The following is a 12,246-nucleotide window of genomic DNA, read 5'->3' on the forward strand; positions in this document are numbered from 1 at the left end:
ACGGTGCCGGCTTCTATTATACTCAGGGTAGAAGTTAGAGGAAACATCATTGAGGAGATGACATGTTATGGAACGAAATGATCGGCCAAATGAACAAAATCGACATGAAGATTGGTTAGATACAGAGCTAGGTTCGTCAAAGCGGGCGACTGAGCCTCCGCAAGCGGAACAAGTCACTCGGCCCTCTTTCATGAGCCGGATGTTCCCAGGGTTCATCGGCGGCGTCGCCGGGGCGTTGTTGACCGGTGCGATTGCGTTACCGTTTATTGATCAAGCACCTGACGTTACGTCGAATACGAATGTGACGCCAGACGGGACACCTGTCCAAACCTCATCGAACATCAAAGACACATCGGTCACCAATGCGGTCGCGGTGGCACAACCGGCAGTCGTGACCGTGAACAACTTCGCGGCGAGCGGATTCTCGAACGAAGCGGTCGAAGCGGGGGTCGGATCAGGGGTCATCTATAAAAAAGAAAATGGCTCGGCTTACATCGTCACGAACCATCACGTCGTCAATGGCGCCGACCGTCTGACCGTCACGTTCAACGACGGCTCAACTGCTGAGGCGAAGCTCATGGGAAGCGATGCGACGTACGATTTGGCCGTGCTCGAAGTCGATGCGGACAACGTACCATCTGTGATTAAAATCGGAAAATCGAGCGAATTGAAACCAGGGCAGACGGTCATCGCCATCGGTAACCCGCTCGGACAGTTTGAGAACTCGGTCACACGAGGGATTGTCTCTTCGACGTCGCGCCTCGTACCGGTCGATACGGACGAGAACGGACAAGCCGACTTCAATGCCGAAGTCATCCAAACGGATGCGGCCATCAACCCCGGTAACTCTGGTGGGGCGTTGATCAATGAATCCGGTCAGTTGATCGGGATCAACTCGATGAAAATCGCGACCGATTCTGTCGAAGGGGTCGGCTTCTCGATTCCGGTCGACATCGCGTTGCCGCTCATCAATCAAATTGAGCAGACCGGCGAAGTGAACCATCCGTCGCTCGGTGTCTCATTGCGTGACGTTAATGAGTTCCCGCCTGGTTATTTGACTGAACAGATCAAGCTACCGGAGTCGGTGACGGCCGGGACGATTATCGTCGACGTGCAGGCGAACAGTTCGGCGGCGGCAGCGGGCCTTGAGGCTCGTGACGTCATCGTCAAAATCAACGATCAACCCGTGTCCTCGTTCATCGATTTGCGGAGCGAATTGATTCGTGACACGGACGGCGTCGTCATGATCGAGTACGTCCGGGACGGCAAGACCGAAACGGTCGATGTCGAGATTCAAAATGCGAACGGAGACGCGTTGTAAAGATGGGCACGATGCCCATCTTTTTTGTTATGCTTAGAAAAAGGAGGGGATAACGTGATTCGTAAGTTATACGGTGTGTTATTTTTAGGGGCCGGCATCATGCATTTCGTTCAAGAGCGCGCCTTCATGTCGATTATTCCGAAATCATGGCCGTTTAAGCGCTTCATGGTACAGGCTAGCGGTGTGATTGAAGTCGTCTATGGCGTGTTGTTGCTCTTAAACAAAGGGACCGGCTTCGTCAAGAAGACGTTGCCAGCTTTTTTGATTGCCGTGTTCCCGGCAAACATCAATATGGCACTCAAACCGTCTCGGATCGGTGGCAAGACGTTACCAAAATGGGTGACATGGGGTCGACTGCCGCTGCAATGGGTGTTGATCAAAGGTGTCAAGAAACTGTGACTACATAACGGGGGAATCAATCATGACTATGAACGTACTGAGCTGGTTCGAGCATTTTCATGCTCATCCGGAAGTGAGTTGGAAAGAAAAAAAGACGACGAAGACGATTGCGGACATCTTGGCGTCATGGAACGTGCGTCACGAGACGTTTGACGACGTGACGGGTGTCATCGCTGAAATCGGCACCGGTGCCGACGTTATCGCCGTCCGAGCCGATATCGATGCCTTATGGCAACAAGTCGACGGAGAGTTCCGGGCCAACCATTCGTGCGGCCACGACGCCAACATAAGCATGGTGCTCGGCGCGCTCGAGCTGTTGAAGGACGAGGCGCTCTCGAAACGGATCCGCATTATCTTCCAACCGGCGGAAGAACAAGGTAACGGCTCGCTCGCGATGATCAATAAAGGGGCACTTGACGATGTCAGCCACTTATACGGCATTCATTTGCGCCCACTCGAAGAGCTGAAGCGCGGCCAATACGCCGCTGCGATTCAACACGGCGCCGCTTTGTTCTTGAAAGGACGGATCATCGGGGACGATGCCCACGGTGCGAGGCCACACCAAGGTCAGAATGCGCTCGACGTTGTCTTCACGATCCAACAGATGTTGAAAAGCATCTATCTGTCGCCGTTTGAGCCGCATTCGATCAAGCTGACCGGTGTCCAGGCAGGAAGTGACAACATGAATATCATTCCGGGCAACGCCACGTTCTCGATTGACGTGCGGGCCCAGCAAAATAAAGAACTGCTCGAGCTTCGTGACCGTCTCGAGACGATGTTACATCAAATTAGCGTGCTGCATGGCGTCGAGATCGAGTTGGAATGGCAAGACTTCACGCCGGGTGCCGAGATCGGGAAACACTCGAGCCGGATTGCAGCGGAAGCGATCATCGCACTCCATGGCGAGGACGCGCTCGTCAATCGCATCGTGACGTCAGGAAGTGACGATTTTCATTTTTACACGGTCGAGAAACCGGGACTCGATGCCACAATGATCGGGATCGGGGCAAATTTGACGCCGGGACTGCATCACCCGCAGATGACGTTCGACCGCGACGTCTTGCCTGAAGGGGCGGCTTTGCTCGCCGAGACGCTACGCCGAGCGGTTGCAATACGATAAAGTGAAACGAAATGGACGGGGCGTGAGCTTGCCGTCCATTTTTTTGTTGCCAACTTCTCATGTAAGCGTTATCATAATTTCATTAGCGACAATATAACGACAATTCTGAATTTTCGCTAACGGGGAGGAATTTACATGGAACTGCAGGGGAACAGGCAAGACATGAAGCTTGGTTGGGCGTTGTTGCCGCTACTTGTCATGATTGGGGTCATGCTCGTCGCCATCGTCAAACTCGAGCAAGGGCCACACATCCCGCTCATCGTCGGGACGGCGACCGCTTCGCTTGTCGCGTGGCGTCACGGCTACAAATGGAAAGACATCGAGGAGATGATGTACAAGGGGATACGGCTCGCCTTGCCGGCGGTCGTCATCATCATCTTGGTCGGTTTGACGATCGGCGCCTGGATCGGGGGAGGCGTCGTCGCCACAATGATTTATTTCGGGTTAAAGATCATCTCGCCGGCCTACTTCCTCGTGACGATCTGTCTCATCTGTGCGGTCGTTGCTTTGTCGATCGGCAGTTCGTGGTCGACGATGGGGACGATCGGTGTCGCCGGGATGGGCATTGGGCTCAGCATGGGGATTCCGGCGCCGATGGTCGCAGGTGCCGTCATCTCGGGCGCCTACTTCGGCGATAAGATGTCGCCGCTGTCGGATACGACGAACCTTGCGGCCGGTTTGACGCATACGAACTTGTTCGTCCACATCCGTCATATGCTTTATACGACGATTCCGGGACTCATCATCGCGCTCGGCGTCTATTGGTGGCTCGGGACGCGTTTCAATGATACGGCGACGAATCCTTCAGATATCGTGCAGACGCTCGGCATTTTGGAGGACAGTTTCGTCATCTCGCCTTGGTTGCTACTGATTCCGCTCGCGGTCATCGTGCTCGTCACGAAAAAAGTACCGGCTATCCCGGCACTCGTCGTCGGGATCGCGCTCGGCTTCCTGGCCCAAGTCGTCATTCAAGGCGGATCGCTCTCGGATAGCGTCGGTGCGCTTCAAAGCGGCTATGTCATCGACACCGGCAATGAGCTCGTCGATAACTTATTCAGTCGGGGTGGGCTTGACGCGATGATGTATACCGTCTCGATGACGATCGTCGCGATGACGTTCGGGGGGATTTTGGAGTATTCGGGGATGCTGCAATCAATCATGAACCAGATCGTCAAACTGGCGAAGACGGCCGGATCGATGATCGCGTCGACGATTCTCGCCGGGATTGCGACGAACGCGACGTGTTCCGAGCAATACATATCGATCGTCGTGCCGGCACGCATGTTTGCCGGGGCCTATGAGAAGATGGGGCTCCACTCGAAGAACTTGTCCCGGGCGCTCGAGGACGGCGGCACGCTGACGTCAGTGTTCATCCCGTGGAACACGTGCGGGGTGTTCATTCTCGGGACGCTCGGTGTCGGGGCGTTCGAGTACGCGCCGTACGCCGTGCTCAACTTCGTCGTCCCGGTCATCTCGATCATCTATGCGTTCACAGGGTTCACGATCGAACGGATCACGGTGTTGCAAGCAGAAACACAAGTCGAAGATCAAGCGGCATTATAAAAATTTCCCGGCCCTCTAGGCCGGGAAATTGAATTTATAGACGGCGCGGGGGCGGCCTTGGGCGTAACTCATTTCTTCACCGATGACACGGACGAGCTGGGCGTCGTGTAATTTTTTGATGAGCCGCTCGGTCGTCCGTCGCGAGACGTTCAAGTAGTCGGTCAGCTCTTTGGCGGTGAACTCGAGTTTACGTTTCGAGAACCGGATGATCTTGCCGGCGTTGGCCGGGCTGATGCCGACTTGTTTGACGATATCGAACGCAACTTCTTCGGTCACACGGTAAGAAATCACGTCGTCGCGTTTCGGGAAAGACAATCGCTTCGAGTCGTCAACGATGCGGACTCGTTCGTCGGTGGCTGCAGACAAGGCGATTTGTGCATGTTCGTAAGCTTGTTGGTATTGGGTGCCGTAGCCGATCCCGATTGAATAGTCAAAAGACGCGGGGGCGAGCGTGTTTTCTTCGAGGGCGTTGATCGTCTCGCCTTTCGTCGTCAGTAGAGCGGTCGAGGGACCGTCCGTCGTTTCGAGATGTCCGCCGATGTAGTGTACCGTTGCCAAATGGTCGCGGAGCGCCTCGGAATCGGTATCGTATAAAATGATTGAAAATTGAGCGTTGTCCGCCAATAGTTGACGAACACGTTGAATCAGTTGCTCGAGGTGGTACCGGATCGTACTCGGCGGCTCGATCATGAGCTGACTCTCATAGCCTTGCTCTTGCAATTGGCGGTGGACACGCTCGATGCTCGTCAAGGCCAAGTTCGTTTGAGCGGGTTGTAAGTCCGCATGAAACGCGAATACGTCTTGAAAGTCGACGTCAGGATGAATCTTCATTAAACGAGGTGGTGTCGTCACTGCGGGGAGGGACGATAAAATCGACGCCAACCGTTTCGGCTCGATCACATCGATCGACACGTGTTCGAGGGAGACGGCACGAGTGAGCGCCGCCGACAGGAGCGTCGTCAACAGCACGGTCTCGTCTTGGACGACGTGGTGCGCCAGGCTCGAACTGAGATAAGGCAGCGCGTAGGAATAAGGGAACGAGCCAGAGAAGAAGACGCCGTCGAACGAACCGAGCTGTTTGGCGATCGTGGCCGCCTCGTGCGGATGTTGATACGTATAGTAGGCGAAGCGAACGTCTTCATAATCGGGGGCCAGCGCCGTGATGGTAGCGACGAAGTCGGTTGAACCGACGATTGCTAAATGAAGCGACATGCGAAAACTCCTCCTTGCAATTTAGCGACTATTTAACGACAATATATACAATGAACTTTTAAATGTAAAGGAGCACTTATCATGAAACTAGAAAAAATAGAACTGTTTGCGATTGAACTACCGCTCAAAGTCCCGTTCATCGTCAGCTACCATCGCTATGACGTCATGCCGTCGGTGATCGTCAAGATGACGACCGAATGCGGTCTCGTCGGGTACGGTGAGGCGGTTGCCGACGAACACGTGACGGGCGAGTCGCTTGAGAGTACGATCAGTGTCATTCGCCACTTGCTCGGTCCACTGTTGATCGGACGGAACCCGATGCATCTAGAACGGATTCACGACGAGATGGAACGGGCCATCCGCGACGTTCCAGCGGCCAAGGCAGCGCTCGATATCGCTTGTCATGACTTGATCGGGAAGAAGCTCGGGCAACCCATCTACGAGTTGCTCGGCGGACGCTATCACGACGCCTTCCCGGTCACACACGTCTTAAGTATCGGTGAGCCTGAAGCGATGGCGGCGGAAGCGTCGGAACAGGTCGGAGAAGGTTACACGGCCGTCAAAATGAAAGTCGGCGTCGATGTCGCCTCGGACGTCCGTCGTGTCGCGGCAGTAAGGCAAGCGGTCGGTCCTGACGTCCCAATCCGTGTTGATGTCAACCAAGGCTGGGTAAACGCGGCGAAGACGCTGCAGGCGATGCGTAAGCTTGAACCGTTCGATATCGATTGGGTCGAGCAACCGGTCAAAGCCGACGATTTTGAAGGAATGCTCGAAGTCAAAGGCAAAATATCGGTCCCGCTTATGATTGACGAAGGGGTACGGGGTGTCGCCGACATGCGCCGCTTGACGATGATGCAAGCGGCGCATAAAGTGAACGTGAAATTGATGAAGTGCGGTGGCATCTATCCGGCGAAAAAACTCGTCCATATGGCCGAGATGTCCGGTATCGAGTGTCAAATCGGCTCGATGGTCGAATCGTCGATCGCCTCGAGCGCGGGCTTCCACGTCGCGTTCTCGAGCAAAATCGTTCAATCGGTCGAACTGACCGGCCCGCTCCGGTTCGCTACGGACGTCGGCAATTTGACGTACGATTTACCGTTCATCCGCTTGAACGACCGCCCGGGTCTAGGTGTCGACGTCGATGAGGACATACTCCGCCGCCTGACGACCGATTACTACGAAGTCGGAGGCGCCGATCATGTGGCACGGTGAATGCAATGGACTTGAACTCGACGTTCGGCATCTGACCGATATGGACTTGACGGCCATCGAAGCGGTGCAACAAACCGTGATTGCTGATCTGGCCGAAGGTAGCCATTACCAAGCGCTCACGACAGACGAATTCATGAAGCTATTGTCGGATCAGACGATCATCGGCGCGTTCCATCAAGGGGTGTTGATCGCGTTTCGGGCGTTGCTCATCCCGCCGCTCGATGACGAACATTTAGGTCGTGACATCGGGCGGCGTGAGGATGAGCTCGATCGCATCATCTATCAGGAGGTGACGAACGTCGATCCGTCTTATCGGGGCTACCGTTTGCAGCAGCATTTAGGGAAGCTGTTGATGGAAGAGTTGAGCCAAGACGAGCGGTTTGACCTCGTCTGTGCGACCGTCGCCCCGTTCAACATCCCGAGCTTGAAGGACAAGTTTGTCCTGGGCCTAAGAATCGGCGCCCTCAAACAAAAGTATGGCGGTAAACTTCGTTATATCTTTATGAAAGAACTGCATACGGGTTGGCGACCGTTAGGTGAGACGGCGTGGCTTGAGATGAGTGATACGGACGGGCAAGTCGAATTGTTGAAGACGGGTTGGTACGGCACGGCGATGAAACGAGTCGACGAGACGTGGCTCATCCAATATGAACGGTAAAAATGGCCTGATCACATGGATCAGGCCAAACGTGTTTAGTCGAGGATGAACAAAATGTCTTCGGCAAACTTTCCATACGTCCGATCGCTCGGGTGGAACTGGTCGCTTGCGAGGTCTCGGGTGACGTCGCTCACGTACGCGAACGGATCGATCACGTCGATGCGGTACGTATTCCCAAGATTAGCCGCCGCAGCGTTCCAGTCGAGAATCAGCTGGTTGAACGCCTGTCCGTTCGTGTTCTCGGGGAACGGGTTGTAGAGGGCGATATAGACGATTTGAGCCGAGTCGTTCAGACCACGGATTTGTGCAAAGATATCATTTAAGTTTGCTTTAGCGTACGTGACGACTTGTTCGATATCGACGGATTCGAAGTTATCGACGTTCTCGCCCCGGTTGAACAGGTCGTTGCCGCCGATCGTGAGCGTGATGTAGCGGGCGTTTTTGATTGTCCGCTGAACTTCCGGCTGAGCGAGCTGAGCGAGCAGGTCCTCGGTGCGTGCCCCCGATATGGCCAAGTTTTGTGTCCGGATATCTTGGTTTTCGAGAGCGGCGCGGACCGGTTGAACGTAACCGGCACCTGACGTCGAGCCGACGCCGCGCGTGATTGAATCGCCGAGGGCGACATAAATCTCGCCGTCCGGTTCAGGTCTTGCTTCTTCACTAATTGATAATGTACGCTCTGGCGGATTGACGATGTCTTGATACCCAATCCACAGCCCAAACAAGGCCGTTGCCGTCAACAAGACAGAGCCGATTAAAAAGGCATACCATTTCCCATTTTTCATCTGATGACCTCGCTTTCTATGTAACCATCATATCAAATATATTTGAACCTGCCCTATGTGAATGTTCGAATAGGACAGAAGCGGACGAGTCCGCTAGAATAGAGTTGAGGTGAGACGATGCAACCAACATTGAAAATAGACCATTTGACAAAAGTAATCGGAAAAAAAACCATTATCGACGATATCTCGTTCGATGTGTTTCCTGGGGAAGTGTTCGGCTTTTTAGGACCGAACGGCGCCGGTAAGACGACGACGATCCGGATGATCGTCGGCTTGATCAAACCGACGAAAGGGTCCGTCTCGATTTGTGGTTTTGGCGTCGAGCGCCAGTTCGTCCAAGCGATGAACCAGATCGGGGCGATTGTCGAGAACCCTGAGCTGTATAAGTTTTTGAGCGGCCGCGAGAACTTGAACGTGTTCGCGCGCATGTTACCGGGTATCACGGAGGCCCGGATTCAGGAAGTGATCGACCTCGTCGATTTGACGGCCCGAATCGATGACAAAGTGAAGACGTACTCGCTCGGGATGCGCCAACGGCTTGGAATCGCGCAGGCGATGCTCAATAACCCGCGTGTGTTGATTTTAGATGAACCGACGAACGGGCTCGATCCGATGGGGATCCGTGATTTGCGACTGTTTATCCGTCGCCTCGTCGAAGAGACCGGGCTCAGTGTGCTCGTTTCAAGCCACATCTTGGCGGAAATCGAGTTGCTTGCTGACCGTGTCGCCATCATGTCGCGCGGCAAAATTGTGAAAGTCGGTACCGTTCAAGAACTGATCAACGAATTGGCGTCGACAGTCGACGTTCACGTGGCGGACAGTTTTGCGGTGTTGCCGATTGTTCGTGGTTTTGAATCGATCGAGCAGGCGGACGTCGTCGACGAACGGACGATTCGTGTCTCGATGAACTTAGAAGACACGGCCCGATTAAACCGTTATTTGCTTGATCGTGATGTGGAAGTCTTCGGTCTCGAACGACGTGTTCAGACGCTCGAAGAACTGTTTATCACATTGACCGGGGGTGACCATATTGTCTAATCCATCTTTACTCGGCCTGATTCGTAACGAAGTGTTGAAGATCCATAAGAAACGACGGCTATTGGTCGTCTCGGTCATCCTCGTCGTACTCGTCTCGATGTTCACGTACGCCAACTATCGTCAAATCGAGAAGCAGCGTGAAGAGCAAGGGACGATCGACTGGCGTGTCGACCTGCAACAAGAAATCGTCGATACGCAAAACCGGCTCGCCTCGGCGAACGTCCAAGACGAGTTCCGGCAAATCCTCGAGTTCCAAGTGCAACAAAATCAATACTACTTAGATAACGACATCAACCCGAGTTATCCTGGGGCGCCGACGTTCATGCGTGTCTTCTTCTCCCAAGGGACGACGCTCGTCCTGCCGCTGTTCATCATCGTTCTGATGGCAGACATCGTCAGCGGCGAGCATAACGACGGGACGATCAAGACGCTGTTGTCACGTCCGGTCCGGCGCTTTAAGATTTTGTTGGCGAAATGGATGACGACGCTGTTGTACACATCGATCCTCATCTTCATCACGGCGTTCGTCAGTTACGCCATTTCCGGGATCGTGCTCGGATGGGACGGTTGGACCGCACCGATCTTGACCGGATTCCAGGCCTCAGCGACCGGGACGTTCTCGACCGACTTCGTCCATACGCTGCCGATGTGGCAATACTTGCTCATGTCGGTCGGTCTATCGTGGTTCGTCGTGGCGGCCGTCGGTACGATCGCACTCATGATTTCGGTCCTCGTCAAAAATACGGCGACCGGGATCGGGATCATGATGGCCATCCTCATTTCAGGACCACTCCTCACGTCGCTCGGGTCGAACTGGGACAGCTCGAAATACTTGGTGAACGTCAACTTCGGTCTTCATACCTATCTCGAGGGACAAGCCCCGCCGATCGATGGGATGACACTGCCGTTCTCGCTCATCGTCATTTTAGTTTGGACGCTCGCGGCGTTGGCGTACGCGTTCTATCACTTCACCCAAAAAGATGTCTATTAAATGAGAAAGTGTCACCATCCCGGTGACGCTTTTTTTATACGGTTGAAAGCACTAAACAGGAAGACTGAATAGGTTAAATGTCTCAATAGTTAGAATTGTCAAAATAATCAATAAGTTGGATTCCTTAACTGTGGGAAACTATGTAAAGTAAGAGACACCACATAAGGAGGGAAACACATATGAAAAAAGTTTTATCGACATCATTGATCGCAGGCGTCTTACTCGTTCCACAATTCGCCGGGGCGGCAGAACTGAAGACAGGCACGTTGACAAAACCATCGACTGAGGCGCCGGCGACGATCGTCAAAGAGTTCGCCAAAGCGAAAGGAGAATTCAAGACGATCGAATCGAAGCGCGACAAAGTCGGACAAGTCGTCAAACTCCAACAGACGGTGGACGGTGTTCCCGTATTCGGCGGTATCGTCGTCGGAGTGGTCGACGAGGCCGGGCAATTGAAGACGGTCGTCGATGACACGAAGCAACTGAAAGGACTACATAAATCGATCAAACTGAACGAACGAAAAGCGATCGCCCGCTATAAAGAACTTGTCGGTCATACAGGCGCCTACGAGCTCGAGCCGGCAGCGGAACTCGTCATCTACCCGAACAAAGGTGAAGCGGCTTATGCCTATGAGGTGACCGGGACGATCCTTGATGCTGAGGAACCATCACGTTGGACGTACTTCATCGATGCGGCGAGCGGCGAGGTGTTGAACAAATACAACCAGTTGGCCCACGCCAAACCGGTGAACGGCGTCACAGGAACGACGTTTACCGGAACGGGCATCGACGTGCTCGGACAGAGCCAAACGTTCAAGACGACGAAGAGCGGTTCATATTACTATTTACAAGACTCGACGCGCGGTAAAGGCATCTATACGTACGATGCCGGCAACCGGACACGTCTTCCCGGATCACTTTGGGCCGATGTCGATAACGTCTTGAACACGACGTATGATCGGGCCGCGGTCAGTGCGCACGTGAATGCGACTAAAACGTACGATTTCTTCAAAAACACTTACGGCCGCAATAGTTACGACAACAACGGGGCGGCTCTCAACTCGACGGTCCATTACAGCCGCAGTTACAACAACGCGTTCTGGGACGGCAGCAAGATGGTTTACGGGGACGGGGATGGACAGACGTTCACGTACCTCTCGGGTGCGCTCGATGTCGTCGCCCACGAGTTGTCACACGCCGTCACCGAGTACACGGCCGGCTTGATCTACCAGAACGAATCGGGTGCGATCAACGAAGCGGTGTCTGATATCTTTGGTACGGTCGCCGAATACAGTGTCGGATCGAACTTTGACTGGTTGGTCGGGGAGGATATCTACACGCCAGGCGTTGCGGGGGACGCTCTACGTTCGATGTCGAACCCGGCCGCTTACGGTGACCCGGATCACTATTCGGTGCGTTATACAGGAACGCAAGACAATGGCGGTGTCCATATCAACTCAGGAATCGTCAACAAAGCGGCCTACTTGTTAGGGAATGGCGGATCGCATTACGGTGTCTCGGTCCAAGGTGTCGGCGTCATGGAGATGGGGGACATCTACTACCGCGCCCTCACGGTCTACTTGACACCGACTTCGAACTTCTCGAGTCTTCGCCAAGCGGTCGTCCAATCGGCTAAAGACCTTTACGGTTCGACGAGCACACAAGCCGTTGCTGCCGCGAAATCGTTTGACGCGGTCGGCATCTACTAAGCTGAAAAACATCTCTTCCCACGTGGAGGGCACTGAAAAACTTCAAATAATTTTGAGCAGAGGAGCGTCATCCCGGATGGGATGGCGCTCCTCTGCTTTCATTGCCCTTCAAGCCGCCCTGTCCGGCACGCCGCTTTCCTGGGGGCGGTCAGCGAGCCGCATCGCGACGATGTCGCTGCTGGGTCTCGCCTTGCCCGCTGTTCCCCCGGGAGTCGGCGTGCCCTCGGGGCGACGCTGT

The 12,246-nt window shown here is 54.2% G+C and carries 11 protein-coding genes; 9 read left to right on the forward strand and 2 right to left on the reverse strand.

Features of this window, described 5'->3' with window-relative positions; all coding sequences use genetic code 11:
• Positions 1-67: 67 nt before the first annotated feature.
• The 4 genes from EVJ32_RS12185 (at position 68) to nhaC (ending at position 4,403) form a co-directional block, all read left to right on the forward strand.
• Positions 68-1,321: a S1C family serine protease gene (locus EVJ32_RS12185; protein ID WP_131458624.1), complete on the forward strand. Its 1,254-nt coding sequence runs from the start codon at positions 68-70 to the stop codon at positions 1,319-1,321.
• A gap of 54 nt (positions 1,322-1,375) precedes the next feature.
• The gene (locus EVJ32_RS12190) at positions 1,376-1,720 is read left to right on the forward strand and encodes a DoxX family protein (protein ID WP_173647363.1); all 345 of its coding nucleotides are present in this window, start codon (positions 1,376-1,378) and stop codon (positions 1,718-1,720) included.
• A 22-nt stretch (positions 1,721-1,742) separates the two neighbouring features.
• The gene (locus EVJ32_RS12195) at positions 1,743-2,840 is read left to right on the forward strand and encodes an amidohydrolase (protein ID WP_131458625.1); all 1,098 of its coding nucleotides are present in this window, start codon (positions 1,743-1,745) and stop codon (positions 2,838-2,840) included.
• A 162-nt stretch (positions 2,841-3,002) separates the two neighbouring features.
• Positions 3,003-4,403 (forward strand): Na+/H+ antiporter NhaC, encoded by a 1,401-nt coding sequence (gene nhaC, locus EVJ32_RS12200; RefSeq protein ID WP_370246370.1) that lies wholly within the window; start codon positions 3,003-3,005, stop codon positions 4,401-4,403.
• A 15-nt stretch (positions 4,404-4,418) separates the two neighbouring features.
• On the opposite strand, the gene EVJ32_RS12205 is transcribed toward nhaC, so the two are convergent.
• Positions 4,419-5,615 carry an HTH domain-containing protein gene (locus tag EVJ32_RS12205; protein ID WP_131458626.1) on the reverse strand — a complete coding sequence of 399 codons (1,197 nt, stop codon included), beginning with the start codon at positions 5,613-5,615 and terminating at the stop codon, positions 4,419-4,421.
• A gap of 81 nt (positions 5,616-5,696) precedes the next feature.
• Between EVJ32_RS12205 and EVJ32_RS12210 the strand changes: the two genes are divergently transcribed.
• Both EVJ32_RS12210 and EVJ32_RS12215 read left to right on the forward strand, forming a co-directional pair.
• Positions 5,697-6,827 (forward strand): mandelate racemase/muconate lactonizing enzyme family protein, encoded by a 1,131-nt coding sequence (locus EVJ32_RS12210; RefSeq protein ID WP_131458627.1) that lies wholly within the window; start codon positions 5,697-5,699, stop codon positions 6,825-6,827.
• A complete protein-coding gene (locus EVJ32_RS12215; protein WP_131458628.1) occupies positions 6,814-7,485 on the forward strand; it encodes a hypothetical protein in 672 nt (223 codons plus the stop codon). Before EVJ32_RS12210 ends, EVJ32_RS12215 begins: the two co-directional genes overlap by 14 nt.
• 35 nt (positions 7,486-7,520) lie before the next feature.
• Here the strand turns inward: EVJ32_RS12215 and EVJ32_RS12220 are convergent, their stop codons facing one another.
• Positions 7,521-8,270: a GDSL-type esterase/lipase family protein gene (locus EVJ32_RS12220; protein WP_131458629.1), complete on the reverse strand. Its 750-nt coding sequence runs from the start codon at positions 8,268-8,270 to the stop codon at positions 7,521-7,523.
• Between the two features lie 117 nt (positions 8,271-8,387).
• Here EVJ32_RS12220 and EVJ32_RS12225 point away from each other — a divergent pair, with 117 nt between their 5' ends.
• The 3 genes from EVJ32_RS12225 to EVJ32_RS12235 all read left to right on the forward strand — a co-directional run bounded on the left by EVJ32_RS12225 (position 8,388) and on the right by EVJ32_RS12235 (position 12,008).
• Positions 8,388-9,308, forward strand: a complete 921-nt coding sequence (locus EVJ32_RS12225; protein WP_131458630.1) for an ABC transporter ATP-binding protein — start codon at positions 8,388-8,390, stop codon at positions 9,306-9,308.
• Entirely contained in the window at positions 9,301-10,299 is a 999-nt protein-coding gene (locus EVJ32_RS12230) for an ABC transporter permease (RefSeq protein WP_131458631.1), read from the forward strand. The genes EVJ32_RS12225 and EVJ32_RS12230 overlap by 8 nt, the downstream gene beginning before the upstream one ends.
• Before the next feature lie 179 nt (positions 10,300-10,478).
• Positions 10,479-12,008, forward strand: coding sequence for a M4 family metallopeptidase (locus tag EVJ32_RS12235; protein WP_131458632.1), 1,530 nt, complete (start codon positions 10,479-10,481; stop codon positions 12,006-12,008).
• The last annotated feature ends 238 nt before the right edge of the window (positions 12,009-12,246 follow it).

Source organism: Exiguobacterium sp. SH5S4 (assembly GCF_004337045.1).
Classification (GTDB): domain Bacteria; phylum Bacillota; class Bacilli; order Exiguobacteriales; family Exiguobacteriaceae; genus Exiguobacterium; species Exiguobacterium aurantiacum_A.

Excerpts from the sequence above, each read along its gene's own strand:
- EVJ32_RS12235 (WP_131458632.1), top strand. The coding sequence starts at position 10,479 with ATGAAAAAAGTTTTATCGACATCATTGATCGCAGGCGTCTTACTCGTT.
- EVJ32_RS12195 (WP_131458625.1), top strand. The coding sequence starts at position 1,743 with ATGACTATGAACGTACTGAGCTGGTTCGAGCATTTTCATGCTCATCCG.
- EVJ32_RS12210 (WP_131458627.1), top strand. The coding sequence starts at position 5,697 with ATGAAACTAGAAAAAATAGAACTGTTTGCGATTGAACTACCGCTCAAA.
- EVJ32_RS12185 (WP_131458624.1), top strand. The coding sequence starts at position 68 with ATGGAACGAAATGATCGGCCAAATGAACAAAATCGACATGAAGATTGG.
- EVJ32_RS12215 (WP_131458628.1), top strand. The coding sequence starts at position 6,814 with ATGTGGCACGGTGAATGCAATGGACTTGAACTCGACGTTCGGCATCTG.
- EVJ32_RS12205 (WP_131458626.1), bottom strand. The coding sequence starts at position 5,615 with ATGTCGCTTCATTTAGCAATCGTCGGTTCAACCGACTTCGTCGCTACC.
- EVJ32_RS12220 (WP_131458629.1), bottom strand. The coding sequence starts at position 8,270 with ATGAAAAATGGGAAATGGTATGCCTTTTTAATCGGCTCTGTCTTGTTG.
- nhaC (WP_370246370.1), top strand. The coding sequence starts at position 3,003 with ATGAAGCTTGGTTGGGCGTTGTTGCCGCTACTTGTCATGATTGGGGTC.
- EVJ32_RS12225 (WP_131458630.1), top strand. The coding sequence starts at position 8,388 with ATGCAACCAACATTGAAAATAGACCATTTGACAAAAGTAATCGGAAAA.